This is a genomic window from Aquamicrobium terrae (assembly GCF_040545735.1).
Lineage (GTDB): Bacteria > Pseudomonadota > Alphaproteobacteria > Rhizobiales > Rhizobiaceae > Mesorhizobium > Mesorhizobium terrae_A.
This window is the reverse complement of sequence record NZ_JBEPML010000001.1, coordinates 141950-156063: the sequence shown is the minus strand read 5'-3', so window position 1 is coordinate 156063 and position 14114 is coordinate 141950. Positions and strand designations below refer to the sequence as shown.

Genomic DNA, 14114 nt, shown 5'->3' with positions numbered 1-14114 from the left:
TCAACCTATAAACAGAATTTTAACGCTAATGTTTTACGTTAAGGGATATGGTTAGCAGTGCTGACCTGAAATCAGCCGCGCTCGACTTCCCACCGGTCCAGGAAATCTTCGATCGACAGGTTCTGCATGTCGCCGATGGCGCGGCCGATCTTCTCCACCGGCCAGTCCCACCAGGCCAGTCGTTCGATGCGCCCGGCTGTTTCCGGCGCAAAGCGCCGGCGCAGCAGGCGCGCCGGGGATCCCGCCACGATCGCATAGGGTTCCACGTCGCGCGTCACCACGGCATTGGCGCCGATCACCGTACCGTTGCCCACGCTTACGCCCGGAAGCACGACGGCTCCGTGGCCGATCCAGACATCGTGGCCGATGGTCACGCGCTTTGCCTGCCTGCGCTCGCGAAAGCCGGCATCGACGCCGAGATAGCGGAAATACTCGTTCGCCCGGTAGCTGACCTTGTGCTGCGTGATGCGCTCGATGGGATGCTCCAGCGCATTGATGCGGGCATTGGCCGCCACCGAGCAGAACTTGCCGAGCGTGGCGTAGATGGCTTCGGCGTGGCGCTCGAAATAGGTGAAGGCGCCGACCGCCACCTCGCGCAGCACAACCCGCTCGCCGATCGCCACGTAAGGCTCCAGCCGGCAGCCCTTCAGCTCCGCCGTCGGATGGATGCGCGGTTGTGGCTCGCGCGGTTCTGGCTGTTGCGGCTCGTCCATCAGGCCGCTGTACGACGTGCCCTGCCCTTCGGCAAGCCTCGCGAGGTCCAAGCCTATTGGGGCTTGCCCTTGGCCCACTCCACCTGTTGGCCATAAAGCGGAACGGTGGTGATCGCCATCTTGGCCGATCCGTCCTGCACCTGCTGCGAATGGGCGACATAGACCAGCGTGTCATTGGCCTTGTCGTAGATGCGCCGCACCACCTGCTTCTTCCAGATCAGGCTGATCGACTGCCGGAACACCTCCTCGCCGCTCTGCCCGAGATCGATGTCGCCGATCCTGATCGGCCCCGTCTGCTGGCAGGAAAGCGCCGCATTGGACGGGTCCTCGAACCAGTTGCCTTTCTGGAGCCGGTCGATGACGCCGCGGTCGAAATAGGCGAGATGGCAGGTCACGCCCTCCACCTTGGGATCGGTCACGGCCTCGATCTTGATGTCGTTGCCGAACCAGTCGACGCCGATCTTGCCCACTTGTTCCGCATGAGCCGGAGCGAGGGTTCCGGCGACGGCCGCAGCGGCCATCAGGCTGGCAATCGTCTTGCGCAAGAGGATCTCCATGCTTTGCATTCGTCGCCAAGCAAGTGGGTTGAGCCTGCGCGCATTGCAAGCACAATAATGTGAAGCACCCGCATTGCGGCAAAGGGACCTCTTTGCCTGCCCCCGCCGGGCCACTAGAACTGGCGCATCTGTTCATCCTTGCGGCCGATGCCGCCTGAAAACCGGAATGTCCTGCCATGCGTAAGATCCTCGTCGGCATTCTCGTCCTCATCGCGGCCGGCATCGGCTGGCTCACCTACAACTGGTACGGCCAGCACTATGGCGGCGAACCCTTCGGCGCCGCCTTCGCGCTCACCGACCAGAAAGGCGAGCCGATCACCGAACAGGCCCTGCGCGGACAGCCGAGCGCCGTGTTCTTCGGCTTCACCCATTGTCCGGAAGTGTGCCCGACCACGCTCTACGAACTGGCGGGCTGGCTGAACGAGCTTGGCGACGAAGGCAAGAATATCCGCGCCTATTTCGTTTCGGTGGACCCCGAGCGCGACACGCCGGAGATCATGGACACCTACATCAGCAATTTCTCCGACCGTATCACCGGCATCACCGGCGACCCCGAAAAGGTCTTCGCCATGGCCAAGTCCTTCGGCATCTTCTGGAAAAAGGTGCCGACCGACGACGGCGACTACACGCTCGACCACACGGCCTCCGTGCTGCTGCTCAATTCGCAAGGTGACTTTTTCGGCACCATCGCCTATGGCGAGAGCCCCGATGCCGCCAAGGCCAAGCTGAAGCGGCTGGCTGCGGGAAGCTGACACCAACAGGCTCTCACCCCATGACCCAGACGCGCCTCCACTTCATCACCTCGAAGGAAGAGGCCGAGCGCATCTTCGCGGGCCTTGAAGCGGCCTTCGAGGACGACGGCTGGCCGATTGCCGTGCTGGAAGTCGACGAGGATCGCGATATCCACGAAGTCTCGCTCTACGCCGACGGCGATATCGACGAGGCGGAAGGCCGGTTGCGCGAGGTGCTGCGCTCCCTGTCCACGGATCGCCCGGTGGAGCGGGAAGAACTGCCGGACATCGACTGGGTTGCCCGCTCGCTGGAGGGATTGCAGCCGGTACGCGCCGGCCGTTTCTTCGTCCATGGCTCGCATGACCGCGACCAGCGCAGGGACGGCGACATCGCCATCGAGATCGAGGCGGGGCTGGCCTTCGGCACCGGCCATCACGGCACCACCGCCGGCTGCCTCGAAATGCTGGAGCAGGTGGTGGAGGCCGAGCACCCGGCCAACGCCCTCGACCTCGGAACGGGAAGCGCGGTGCTCGCCATCGCGCTCGCGAAACTTTCCGGCATCCCGGTCCTGGCCACCGACATCGACCCGGTTGCCACGGAAGTCGCCGCCGGCAATGTCCGGTTGAACGGCGTCGCCGGCCATGTCGAGGCCGTCACGGCCACCGGCTTCGATCATCCCGTCTTTGCCGAGCGCGGCCCCTTCGCGCTGATCGTCGCCAACATATTGGCGGGACCGCTGATCGAGATCTCGCCGCAGATGGCCGCACATGTCAGGCCCCGTGGGTCGCTCGTCCTGTCCGGCATTCTGGACCGCCAGCACGACGCCGTGGTGGAAGCCTATGTCGCGCAGGGCTTCTCGCACATCGCCACGCTGCACCGCGAAGGCTGGGTCACCATCCATTTCAAGCCGGCCGCCTGAAACCGGCTTCCAGCCGCAATTCACCGGCCGTAATTCAATTGTCAGGCCCGCGCCGGAAGGCTAGGTTTCCGCGAGATTCATTCCGGGAAAATCCTGACATGTTCCAGTCGTTCGATTCGACCAGCGATCCCTCGCTTGCCTCGCCGCGCATCGCTGCCCTGCGCGCGTGGCTGGCCGCAAACGGCCTCGACGGCTTTTTCGTGCCGCGCGCCGACGAGCATCAGGGCGAATATGTGCCGGCGCGCGCCGCCCGGCTGAAGTGGCTGACCGGCTTTTCCGGCTCGGCCGGCGTGGCGCTGGTATTGGCCGACCGTGCCGTCATCTTCGTCGATGGCCGCTACACCTTGCAGGTGCGCCAGGAAACCGACCCCGCCATTTTCACCTATGACAACCTTGTCGAGAACCCGCCGTCGGTCTGGATCGGCGACAATCTCGAATCCGGCACGCGCCTCGGCTTCGATCCATGGCTGCACACGACAGGCGAGACCGACACGCTGAAGAAAGCCGCAAAGAAGGCCGGTGTCGACCTTGTGCCGCTGGACAGGAACCCGGTGGATGCCGTCTGGGAAGACCAGCCCGCCCCGCCCGTCACCCCGGTGGAACTCCATCCCCTCGCCTTTGCCGGCGAACTGGCCAGGGACAAGCTGGCCAGGCTGGCGGCGGCGATCGAGGCGGAGGGCGCCACCCATGCGGTGCTGACCGACCCCTCCTCCATCGCCTGGGCCTTCAACATCCGCGGCAACGACGTGCCGCACACGCCGCTGGCGCTCGGCTTCGCCATCCTCGCCGCCGACGGCTCGCACCTCCTGTTCATGGACAAGGCTAAGTTCTCGCGCGAGGTTGAGGCCTATCTCACCCAGCTTGCCGAGCCGCATCAGCCGGATGAATTCGAGGCGGCAGTGGCGGCGCTGGCCAGGAAAGGCGCGCGCATTGCGCTGGATCCTGTCCTGGCGGCGGAAAAGCTGCGCATGCTGGTCGAGGACAATGGCGGCACCGTGGTTTCCGCACCCGACCCCGCCCGCATCCCGCGCGCCGCCAAGAACAAGGCCGAGCTTGACGGCAGCCGCGCTGCGCATCGCCGTGACGGGGCCGCGGTGGCCGCCATGCTGTGCTGGCTCGACCGGCACCGGCCGGGCGGCACCGACGAGATCCGCGCGGTCGAGGCCCTGGAGGATTTCCGCCGCCGCGCCGGCGAGGAAACCCAGATGCCGCTGCGCGACGTCTCCTTCGAGACCATTTCCGGATCGGGACCGAATGGCGCCGTCATCCATTATCGCGTCTCGCGCGCCACCAACCGCAAGCTGGGCGACGGCGAGCTGTTCCTGCTCGATTCGGGCGCGCAGTATCAGGACGGCACCACCGACATCACCCGCACCATCCCCATCGGCAAGCCGAGCGGGGAAATGCGCCAGCGCTACACGCTGGTTCTCAAGGGCCTGATCGACATCTCCATCCTGCGCTTCCCCGCTGGCACGCGCGGCAGCGACATCGACGCCCTCGCCCGCGTGGCCCTGTGGCGGCACGGGCTCGACTATGCCCACGGCACCGGGCACGGCGTGGGTTCCTATCTCGCCGTGCACGAGGGCCCCCAGCGCATCGCCAAGACCGGCATGGAACGGCTGCGCGAAGGCATGATCCTTTCCAACGAGCCGGGCTACTACAAGGAAGGCCACTACGGCATCAGGGTCGAGAACCTCATCGTCGTCACCCCTGCCGAGCCGATCGACGGCGGCGAAATCGCCATGCACGGCTTCGAGACGCTGACGCTGGCCCCTTTCGACCGGCGCATGATCGTGCCGGAGTTGCTCTTGCCCGAAGAACGGGACTGGCTCGACGCCTACCACGCGCGCGTTCTTGCCGAAATCGGCCCGATGGTCGACGGCGAAGTGCTGAAATGGCTGGAAAAGGCCTGCGCGCCACTTACGCCCGAAGCGTAAGGGTCAGGTCATGAAATGCCGGGCTATGACGAGCACGGCGGCACCCGCCAGGAACATCGACATCAGCCCGCCGCGCAGGGCCACGACGCCGGCTACGATGATGGCCGCCCATTCGGCCGGCCCGCCCTGCATGACGGCAGGGGCAACCAGGGTGGTCAGCACCGCCGCCGGTACGGCATTGAGGCCCGCTTCGACGCGGGGATGGATACGGTCGAAGCGCGACAGCACCAGATAGCCGCCGATGCGCGTGAAATAGGTCGCGACGGCAGCCGCGATTATGATCCAGACGGTGCTGCTCACGCCTTGGCCTCCGCCACGCCGACCCCGCTGAAGCGCGGCGGCATGATGACGGCCAGCGCCACTCCGGCCAGCCCGCCGATGGTGACATGCCAGGGCGAGCCCACCGTCCTGTAGGCCACCACCGACGCCACGGCGCTGATCGCCACGATGGGCAACCACAGCGGCCGCTGGCGGAAATCCATGACCAGCCCGAGGAAATAGATCGGCAGCAGGAAGTCGATGCCGAGCGCCGTCATATCCGGAATGAGCGTGCCGAACCACGCGCCGATCCCCGTATTGACCACCCACAGCGCATACATCGGCAGGGCCAGTCCCATATACCAGGCGAAGCTCGGCTGGTGGCGAAGGGCCCGCGTCTCGGTGAGCGCATATTGTGGATCGGTCAGCAGGAAATAGGCGACCCCCTGCTGCGGCTTCGTCCATGGCGCCAGATACCTGCCGACGGCGGCCGAATAGAGCACGTGGCGGAAGTTGACGGCGAAGATCGACAGCACGATCAGCCAGCCGGCCGCATGATGGCCGAACAGCTCGATGCCGACGAGCTGGCTGGCGCCGCCGAACACCATGGCGCTCATCAGCACGGCTTCGAAGACAGAAAAGCCGTTGTCGACCGCCAGCGCCCCGAACAGCATGGCGAAGGGAGCGGAAGCCACGAAAACGGGCACGCTGACGCGCACCCCGTCCAGGAATTCACTCCTCGTCGGCGATGCGGTGATGGCCTGTGCGCTCACGGAAATCCCTTTCAAGCGCCCGTATGTAGGCATTGCGCTGCGGCCTGTCATACGAAATCGATTGAACCAAGCGATCAGAACTAGTGATCTATGCGCCGGCGAGATGCGGGAGCAGCAGGTGTTCTGAACGGCCTCGCTGCTTCAACTTGTTTCTTCCAGCCGCATTTGTGCAACGCCAGGCGATTCCGTCTGGCGTTGCACAAATGCTCTAACCCTTGCCCACGCGTGCGAACCAGGCGTCCTCGTCGATCACCTCGATGCCGAGTTCCGTCGCCTGCTTGAGCTTCGAGCCGGCGCCCGGCCCGGCCACCACCAGATCGGTCTTCTTCGACACGGAACCGGAAACCTTGGCGCCCAGCTTCTCGGCCATGGCCTTGGCCTCGTCGCGCGACATCTTCTCCAGCGCCCCGGTGAACACCACCGTCTTGCCGGCCACCGGCGAATCGGTGGCACCGACCGGCTCCTCGTCGAGCGGCGTCACCTGCGCCAGCAGCGCGTCGAGCACCTGCCGGTTGTGATCCTCCTCGAAGAACTCCACCACCGCGCCGGCGACGATGGAGCCGATGCCGTTGATGTTGTTCAGCTCCTGCCATGCGGCATTGCCGGGATCGCCCTTGCCCTCGGGCATATCCGCTTCTTCGGCCACCTTGCGGAACGCCTCGAACGACAGGAAATGGCGGGCGAAGCGCTTGGCGTTGGTTTCGCCGACATGGCGGATGCCGAGCGCGAACAGAAAGCGCGAGAATTCGACCTCACGGCGCTCGTCGATGGCCGCAAACAGCTTCTTCACCGAGACAGCGCCGAACCCTTCGACATTCTCCAGCTTGGTCAGCGAATCGCGCTGGCGCTCCTTCAGCGTGAAAATATCGGCCGGCGAGCGCACCTGAAGGGCCCGATCGTCCGACTGGAAGAAGAATTCGATCTGCTTTTCGCCGAGCCCCTCGATGTCGAAGGCATTGCGCGACACGAAATGGCGCAGCCGCTCCACCGCCTGCGCCGGGCAGATCAGCCCGCCGGTGCAGCGGCGCACCGCCTCGCCCTCCTCGCGCACGGCATGGCTGCCGCAGGCAGGACAGGTATGCGGGAACTCGTAAGGCACGGCATGTTCGGGGCGCTTCTCCAGCACCACATCGAGGATTTGCGGAATGACGTCGCCGGCGCGCTGGATAACCACCGTATCGCCGATGCGGATATCGCGCCCCTCGCGGATCGGCTGGCCGCTGTTGCCGATGCCCTTGATGTAATCCTCATTATGCAACGTGGCGTTGGTGACGACCACGCCGCCCACCGTCACCGGCTCCAGCCGCGCCACCGGCGTCATCGCACCGGTGCGGCCGACCTGGATGTCGATGCCGTTCAGCACCGTCATCGCCTTCTCGGCGGCGAATTTGTGCGCCGTCGCCCAGCGCGGGCTGCGCGAGCGGAAACCCAGCCGCTCCTGAAGGTCGAGTCGGTCCACCTTGTAGACGACGCCGTCTATGTCATAGGGAATTTCGGCACGTTCCGCCTCGATGCGGTGATAATGCTCCAGCATCGCCTCAACCGTGTCGCAGCGCGCCATGAGGTCGTTGACCCGGAACCCCCAGTCGCCGAACCGCCTCACCACCTCATATTGCGTCTCGCCCAGCCGCGCGGACGTGTCCCCCCATGCATAGGCGAAGAAGCGCAACGGGCGCTGGCGCGTCACTTCCGGGTCGAGCTGGCGCAGGCTGCCGGCCGCCGAATTGCGCGGATTGGCGAAGACGCGGCCGGTTTCGGCCATGCGCTGGTTCAGCTCGAAGAAGTCGTCGCGGCGCATATAGACCTCGCCGCGCACCTCCACCACGTCCGGCGCGTCCTTTGGCAGGGTCTCGGGTATCTCGCCGATGGTGCGGATATTGGCCGTCACGTTCTCACCGGTGGTGCCGTCGCCACGCGTCGCCGCCGTCACCAGCCGCCGGTTCTCGTAGCGCAGCGACATGGAAAGCCCGTCGATCTTCGGCTCGGCGGTGAACACCAGCGACCGGTCCGCCGGCAGGGCCAGGAAGCGCCGCACGCTAGCCACGAAATCGCGCACGTCCCCGTCGGAGAAGGTGTTGTCCAGCGACAGCATCGGCACGGCATGGACCACCTTGCCGAAGGCGCCGGACGGCGCGGTACCCACCTTCAGCGACGGCGAATCCTCGCGCACCAGTTCGGGAAAGCGCGCCTCGATCTCGGCATTGCGGATGCGCAGCGCATCATAGTCGGCATCCGAGACGGTCGGCGCATCTTCTGCATAGTAGCGCCGGTCATGGTCCGCGATTTCCTTTGCCAGCCGCTCCAGTTCTGCGGCGGCCTCGCTCTGGGTCAGGGCGTCAACGGGTTTCTCGGACATGATGAAATCTCTCACCTCGGCACACGGGCCGGAACTGGAGAGAAGTATGTAGCGCGCGCAAAGCCATTGGGAAACACGTGCCTATGCCCGGCTCCTGAATCATCTTGTCAGTTGTGGATAGAGCATGGTCCCGCAAGTCGCGGACTTTTGGGATCAGGAAGCCGGAACGGTGTTTTCCCGCAGCAGCCGTTCGGCCGCCGCCCGCGCCTCGTCGGTGATGGTGGCGCCGGCCAGCATGCGGGCGATCTCTTCCTGGCGGGCATCGCTGTCCATGGCCACGATGCCGGTGGCCACGCGATCCGCACCACCGGATTTCGAGATCAGGAAATGCATCGAGGCGCGCGCCGCCACCTGCGGCGCATGGGTGACGGACAGCACCTGCACGCGCCGCGCCAGCCGGGCAAGCCGCTGGCCGATGGCGTCCGCCACCGCGCCGCCGACGCCCGTGTCAATTTCGTCGAAAACCAGCGTCGGGGCCGAGCCGCGATCGGCCAGCGCCACTTTCAGCGCCAGCAGGAAACGCGACAGCTCGCCGCCGGAAGCCACCTTCATCATCGGGCCGGGACGGGTGCCGGGATTGGTGCGCACCCAGAACTCGACCTGATCGATGCCCTCCTCCATGCGGCTGTCGGGCTCGCTCGACATTTCCACGATGAATTCGGCGCGTTCCAGCTTCAGTTCCGGCAGTTCGGCCATCACCGCATCGCGCAGGCCCCGGGCAGCGGACAGGCGCAGCGCGGAAAGATGCCCGGCAAGCTGGTCGTAGAGGTCGCGCGCCTGCCGCGCCTGTTGCTCCAGCACTCCGAGCCGCTCCTCGCCGGCATCGAGATCGGCCAGGTCGGCCGCCATGGTGTCGCGCAAACGGGCAAGGTCGTCGACCTGCACATTGTGCTTGCGGCCGGCGGCGCGCAGCGCAAACAGCCGCTCCTCGGCCTGCTCCAGCCGCTGTGGGTCGTATTCGGTGGCGCGCAGGGCCGCCTCGACGCCGGATTGCGCTGCATCGAGCGACAGCATCGCCTCGTCCAGCGATGTAACCACCTCGTCGAGCAGGCCGGGCACTTCCGCCGCCTTGCGTTGCAGGCGCCTGAGCAGGCTCGCCAGTTGCGGCAGGGGCGAGGACGGGCCGGACAGCACGTCCTGCGCGTCGCTGATCTCGGAGGCGATCTTTTCGGCGCGCATCATGGTGGCGCGCAGTTCGGCAAGCTCGCTTTCCTCGCCCGGCTGCGGATCGAGCTGCACGAGTTCGGCCACCGCGGCCCTGAGATAATCGGCCTCGCGCGCCGCCGCTTCCACCCGCGCCTTGTGGCGGGAAAGTTCCTGCTCGGCGGTGCGCCAGCCCCGCCATGCCTCCGCCGTCTCGCGCACCGCGCCGGAATGGCCGCCGAAGGCATCCAGAACTTCACGATGGGCGCTGGCGTCGACAAGCGCCCGCTCGTCGTGCTGGCCGTGGATCTCCACCAGCGCATGGCCGATGGCGCGCATCAGGGCCACGCTCGCCGGCTGGTCGTTGACGAAGACGCGCGTGCGCCCGTCCGCCGTCTGGATGCGGCGCAGGATGATGTCGCCATCGTCGTCTATGGCGTTCTCGGCAAGGATATCCCGGGCCGGATGGCCGCGCGGCACGTCGAACACGGCCGTCACCTGCCCCTGGACCGCGCCGTGGCGCACCAGCGAGGCATCGCCGCGCGCGCCGAGCGCAAGGGATAGTGAATCGAGCAGGATCGACTTGCCCGCCCCGGTTTCGCCGGTCAGCACGGAGAGACCCGGAGCAAAGTCTATGTCCAGCTTCTCGATCAGTACGATATCGCGGATCGACAGTCTGGCGAGCATGGCAGCCGTCAGCCGGTAATCAGCTTCCCGGCCTTCGATATCCACGAGCCGGCATTCTCACGCGGCGTCAGCCCGCCGCTCTGCAGCAGCTTGTAGGAATCCTTGTACCACTGGCTGTCGGGATAGTTGTGGCCCAGCACCGCGGCAGCCGTCTGCGCCTCGTCGGTCAGGCCCATCGCGTAATAGGCTTCGACCAGGCGCGCCAGCGCCTCCTCGATGTGGCGGGTGTTGGAATACTGCTCGACCACGGTGCGGAAGCGCTTGATCGATGCCAGGTATTCGCGCCGCTCCAGATAGTAGCGGCCGACCTGCATCTCCTTGCCGGCGAGCTGGTCGTTGGCGAACCGGATCTTGGTCCGCGCATCCTCGGCATATTGCGAGTCCGGCCAGCGGTTCACCAGCTCCTGCATGGCCTGGATGGTCTGGCGGGCTTCCTTCTGGTCCTGCGTCACGTCGCGGATCTGGCGGAAATAGCTGAGGCCGGCGATATAAACCGCGTAGTCGGCGTCTTCCGAAGACGGATAGAGGTTCAGATAGCGCTGGGACATGCTGATGGCGTCTTCGTAATTGCCCTGCCGATAATTGGTGAAGGCGCCCATCACCATGGCCTTGCGGGCATATTCCGAATAGGGGTGCTGGCGGTCCACGGCGGCGAACTTCTTCGACGCTTCGCCGAGGCGGCCGGCATTGAGGTTGGCGAGGCCCTGGTTGTAGAGCACGTCGGCCGGCTCGGTCTGGTCGACATAGGTCGACAGGTCGAGGTCCTTCTCCGAGGACATGCAGCCTGTCAGCAGCAGCGGCGCCGCGACGACCGAAACGGCCAGGACAACGCCCCTCATCGGGCTCTTCACTGGTGCCATCGATCGATCAGCCCGTTTGAACAACATGATTGGGATTCGCCCTTTCGGCACCGTTTCCTCGGTCAGCGTGCAGCCATAAACCATAACCGCCACGCGCGGCAACGCTATCGTCCGGCAATCGCACATTTTTGTGGCAGGCGTGGACTTTGCGCATCCATCCCCGCAAAAACTGTAAACCCTTGCAGATCAAGCGCTCAAATCGCCCAGGGCGCGAACACCGGCCCGCTCACGGCGCTGATTTCGGCGGACCGGCCACGATCGCGGCGCGTCGTCTCGACGATCTCGAAGGCGCTGCGGTCCGAAAGCAGCCGGCGCAGGGCCGCCGCATTGAGCCGGTGGCCGCCGCGATAGGAGCGGAAGCAGCCGATGAAGCGCGCGCCGGCCAGCGCCAGATCGCCCATGGCGTCGAGCGTCTTGTGGCGCACGAATTCATCCGGGTAGCGCAGGCCACCCATGTTGATGACGCGGTTGTCATGGCCGATGACGACGGAATTCTCCAGCGACGAGCCCAGCGCGTAGCCTGCCGCCCACAACCGTTCCACATCCTTGAGGAAGCCGAAGGTGCGCGCCCGCGCCACCTCGTTGCGGAACGAATCGCCGGTCAGGTCCATGGCGAATTGCTGGCGCCCGATGGCCCGGCTCTCGAAATCGATCTCGATCTCGAACCTCGTGCCGGAATACGGACGGAACTCCGCCCAGGAAGCCCCGCTCTCGATGCGCACGTCCTTGAGAACCCGGATGAAACGGCGCTTGAGCGGCTGGACGTCGAGGCCGGCCTGGTCGATCGCCTCGACGAACATGGCCGCGCTTCCGTCCAGGATCGGGATTTCGTTGCCCTCGATCTCGATGACGAGATTGTCGATGCCGACGCCCAGAACGGCCGCCATCAGATGTTCGACGGTCGAGACATGCACGCCGGCCGGGTCGCCCAGCAGCGTCGAAAGGTCGGTCGCGCCAACCTCCGAGACAAGGGCGCGCAATTCCTTGCCCGGCTCCTTGCCGCCGATGAAATGAAAGACGATGCCGGTGTCCACGTCGGACGGGACGAAGGTAACCGACACAGGCTTGCCGCTGTGCACGCCGGTTCCGGCCAGCGTCACGCGCGATTTTATCGTCGTCTGATAATCGTTCAAAACGATCCCCGTATGCCCGCCCATATGCCCGACTGCCCGTCGGCTTCATGCGCGCCGGTCGCCCGGCTTGTACAGCTACGGCAAGAAGGCATCTCCCCCAACCTGCAGGCCGCTTCAAGAATGCTGCCGGCGAAGATAGTGACGCGCCCAACTTCCTCCAAATCACGCTTTCTTACCCGATGTAATTGCGCGCGTCACCGGAAAATGCCTGGTAAATCCTTGTTTTCCAAAGCTTTCAACGAGAAAGGGCAGCCGGTTTCCCGGCTGCCCTTTTCGGATTTGTGACGCTTCTGCGGCGATCAGTTGGCCTGGCGGCGCAGGAAGGCCGGGATCTCGAGCTGGTCGTCCTCGTGAGTCGCGCGCGGCTGGGCGACGAGACGGCCCTGATCGTCGAGCTGGCCGCGGCGCGGCGCGTAGAGCTGCGAGTCATGGGCCGGCATGCGGCGCACTTCCGGACCGGCCTGGCGAAGCTTCGGCTCGCGCGGCTGGGCCGGCTGGAGACGGGCAGGCTCCTCCTCGCGGCGCGTCAGGCCATTAGTGAGGCGCTTGAGCAGGCCCATGGGGCCCCGCTCTTCGTGGCTGGCTGGATTGTTCTTGGCCTCGACCTCGGCGCGCACCACTGGCGGGAAATCCTCCACGCGCGGCATGCGCTGGGGCGCGGCCGGCTGGTGCATTTCACGCTGCTGCGGCGCGGGCTGCGGAGCCGGCTGCATCTGCACGGCGGCCTGCTGCATCACCACCGGCTGCTGGAACTGCTGGGCGGGCTGATGCGGCTGCGGCTGCTGGAACAGCTTGCTCTGCGGGTGGAAGCCGTCTGCGGCGGGAGCCGGACGATGGGCCATGGCGGCGGCGTTCTGCTCTGCCATCTGGAAGGCTTCGGCAACCGGATCGGCAGCGCGCGGCTCCTGCACCGGGGCCGGCTGCGGCGCCGGCTGGACCGGACGGGCTTCGGCGGCGGGAGCCGCCGGGCGCACGGCCGGCTTGGTCTGGGCCGGACGGATGGCGATCGGAGCGGCCGCGATGTCCTCGGCCGACTTGTCGATACCGGTCGCTACGACCGACACGCGGATGACGCCTTCCAGTTCCTCGTCGAAGGTGGCGCCCAGGATGATGTTGGCGTCCTGGTCGACTTCCTCGCGAATGCGGGTCGCCGCCTCGTCCACCTCGAACAGGGTGAGGTCCCGGCCGCCGGTGATCGAGATCAGCAGGCCCTTGGCCCCCTTCATCGAGGTCTCGTCGAGCAGCGGGTTGGCGATCGCGGCCTCGGCGGCGGCCATCGCGCGGCCCTCGCCGGAAGCCTCGCCGGTGCCCATCATGGCCTTGCCCATCTCCCGCATCACCGAACGCACGTCGGCGAAGTCGAGGTTGATGAGGCCTTCCTTGACCATCAGGTCGGTGATGCAGGCAACGCCCGAATAGAGCACCTGATCGGCCATGGCGAAGGCGTCGGCAAAGGTCGTCTTGTCGTTGGCCAGGCGGAACAGGTTCTGGTTCGGAATGACGATCAGCGTATCGACGCACTTCTGCAGTTCCTCGATGCCGAGGTCCGCCGTCTTCATGCGGCGCTGGCCCTCGAAGTGGAACGGCTTGGTGACGACGCCGACGGTCAGGATGCCCTTCTCGCGGGCGGCGCGGGCGACGACCGGAGCAGCACCCGTGCCGGTGCCGCCGCCCATGCCGGCGGTGACGAAGCACATGTGGGTGTTGGACAGGTGATCGTTGATCTCGTCGATGCACTCCTCGGCGGCGGCGCGGCCGACTTCAGGCTGCGAGCCGGCGCCCAGACCCTCGGTCACGTGCGCGCCGAGCTGGATGAGCCGCTCGGACTTCGACATGGTCAGCGCCTGGGCGTCGGTGTTCGCCACCACGAACTCGACGCCGCGCAGACCGGCGGTGATCATGTTGTTGACGGCATTGCCGCCGCTGCCGCCGACACCGAAAACGGTGATGCGCGGCTTCAGCTCGGTGATGTCCGGCTTTTGCAGATTGATTGCCATTGTCCTCGTCCTTTGCCTTTCCCGCCGCTTCGCCAAAGCGGCCGCCTGG

General features: G+C 65.9%; 12 protein-coding genes. 3 read left to right on the top strand and 9 right to left on the bottom strand.

What is annotated here, in order from left to right:
• Positions 1-71: 71 nt before the first annotated feature.
• Together ABID37_RS00680 and ABID37_RS00675 are read right to left on the bottom strand one after the other, a co-directional pair.
• Positions 72-713 carry a DapH/DapD/GlmU-related protein gene (locus ABID37_RS00680; protein ID WP_354192438.1) on the bottom strand — a complete coding sequence of 214 codons (642 nt, stop codon included), beginning with the start codon at positions 711-713 and terminating at the stop codon, positions 72-74.
• Positions 714-766: 53 nt separating this feature from the next.
• Positions 767-1234 (bottom strand): CreA family protein, encoded by a 468-nt coding sequence (locus tag ABID37_RS00675; protein ID WP_354192437.1) that lies wholly within the window; start codon positions 1232-1234, stop codon positions 767-769.
• Positions 1235-1446: 212 nt separating this feature from the next.
• On the opposite strand from ABID37_RS00675, the gene ABID37_RS00670 reads away from it, so the two are divergent.
• The 3 genes from ABID37_RS00670 to ABID37_RS00660 all read left to right on the top strand — a co-directional run bounded on the left by ABID37_RS00670 (position 1447) and on the right by ABID37_RS00660 (position 4858).
• Complete coding sequence (locus ABID37_RS00670; protein ID WP_354192026.1) at positions 1447-2022, top strand: SCO family protein; 576 nt, start codon at positions 1447-1449, stop codon at positions 2020-2022.
• A gap of 20 nt (positions 2023-2042) precedes the next feature.
• On the top strand, positions 2043-2921 hold the full coding sequence (locus tag ABID37_RS00665; RefSeq protein ID WP_354192025.1) for a 50S ribosomal protein L11 methyltransferase: 879 nt from the start codon (positions 2043-2045) through the stop codon (positions 2919-2921).
• Positions 2922-3019: 98 nt separating this feature from the next.
• Positions 3020-4858 carry an aminopeptidase P family protein gene (locus tag ABID37_RS00660; RefSeq protein WP_354192024.1) on the top strand — a complete coding sequence of 613 codons (1839 nt, stop codon included), beginning with the start codon at positions 3020-3022 and terminating at the stop codon, positions 4856-4858.
• A 3-nt stretch (positions 4859-4861) separates the two neighbouring features.
• Here the strand turns inward: ABID37_RS00660 and ABID37_RS00655 are convergent, their stop codons facing one another.
• From ABID37_RS00655 to ftsZ, 7 genes are all read right to left on the bottom strand, one after another.
• On the bottom strand, positions 4862-5158 hold the full coding sequence (locus ABID37_RS00655; protein ID WP_354192023.1) for an AzlD family protein: 297 nt from the start codon (positions 5156-5158) through the stop codon (positions 4862-4864).
• The gene (locus ABID37_RS00650) at positions 5155-5889 is read right to left on the bottom strand and encodes an AzlC family ABC transporter permease (protein WP_354192022.1); all 735 of its coding nucleotides are present in this window, start codon (positions 5887-5889) and stop codon (positions 5155-5157) included. Before ABID37_RS00650 ends, ABID37_RS00655 begins: the two co-directional genes overlap by 4 nt.
• 208 nt (positions 5890-6097) lie before the next feature.
• Entirely contained in the window at positions 6098-8245 is a 2148-nt protein-coding gene (gene ligA / locus ABID37_RS00645; protein WP_354192021.1) for an NAD-dependent DNA ligase LigA, read from the bottom strand.
• Positions 8246-8398: 153 nt separating this feature from the next.
• Positions 8399-10075: a DNA repair protein RecN gene (gene recN / locus ABID37_RS00640; protein ID WP_354192436.1), complete on the bottom strand. Its 1677-nt coding sequence runs from the start codon at positions 10073-10075 to the stop codon at positions 8399-8401.
• Positions 10076-10083: 8 nt separating this feature from the next.
• Positions 10084-10962 carry an outer membrane protein assembly factor BamD gene (locus ABID37_RS00635; protein ID WP_354192019.1) on the bottom strand — a complete coding sequence of 293 codons (879 nt, stop codon included), beginning with the start codon at positions 10960-10962 and terminating at the stop codon, positions 10084-10086.
• 167 nt (positions 10963-11129) lie between these two features.
• The gene (lpxC, locus tag ABID37_RS00630) at positions 11130-12092 is read right to left on the bottom strand and encodes a UDP-3-O-acyl-N-acetylglucosamine deacetylase (protein WP_354192018.1); all 963 of its coding nucleotides are present in this window, start codon (positions 12090-12092) and stop codon (positions 11130-11132) included.
• Between the two features lie 275 nt (positions 12093-12367).
• Positions 12368-14065, bottom strand: coding sequence for a cell division protein FtsZ (gene ftsZ, locus ABID37_RS00625; RefSeq protein WP_354192016.1), 1698 nt, complete (start codon positions 14063-14065; stop codon positions 12368-12370).
• Between the last annotated feature and the right edge of the window lie 49 nt (positions 14066-14114).

What these genes read in the sequence shown, in the direction of transcription:
- ABID37_RS00680 (WP_354192438.1), bottom strand. Translation starts at nt 713, where the DNA reads ATGGACGAGCCGCAACAGCCAGAACCGCGCGAGCCACAACCGCGCATC.
- ABID37_RS00675 (WP_354192437.1), bottom strand. Translation starts at nt 1,234, where the DNA reads ATGGCCGCTGCGGCCGTCGCCGGAACCCTCGCTCCGGCTCATGCGGAA.
- ABID37_RS00670 (WP_354192026.1), top strand. Translation starts at nt 1,447, where the DNA reads ATGCGTAAGATCCTCGTCGGCATTCTCGTCCTCATCGCGGCCGGCATC.
- ABID37_RS00665 (WP_354192025.1), top strand. Translation starts at nt 2,043, where the DNA reads ATGACCCAGACGCGCCTCCACTTCATCACCTCGAAGGAAGAGGCCGAG.
- ABID37_RS00660 (WP_354192024.1), top strand. Translation starts at nt 3,020, where the DNA reads ATGTTCCAGTCGTTCGATTCGACCAGCGATCCCTCGCTTGCCTCGCCG.
- ligA (WP_354192021.1), bottom strand. Translation starts at nt 8,245, where the DNA reads ATGTCCGAGAAACCCGTTGACGCCCTGACCCAGAGCGAGGCCGCCGCA.
- recN (WP_354192436.1), bottom strand. Translation starts at nt 10,075, where the DNA reads ATGCTCGCCAGACTGTCGATCCGCGATATCGTACTGATCGAGAAGCTG.
- ABID37_RS00635 (WP_354192019.1), bottom strand. Translation starts at nt 10,962, where the DNA reads ATGTTGTTCAAACGGGCTGATCGATCGATGGCACCAGTGAAGAGCCCG.
- lpxC (WP_354192018.1), bottom strand. Translation starts at nt 12,092, where the DNA reads ATGGGCGGGCATACGGGGATCGTTTTGAACGATTATCAGACGACGATA.
- ftsZ (WP_354192016.1), bottom strand. Translation starts at nt 14,065, where the DNA reads ATGGCAATCAATCTGCAAAAGCCGGACATCACCGAGCTGAAGCCGCGC.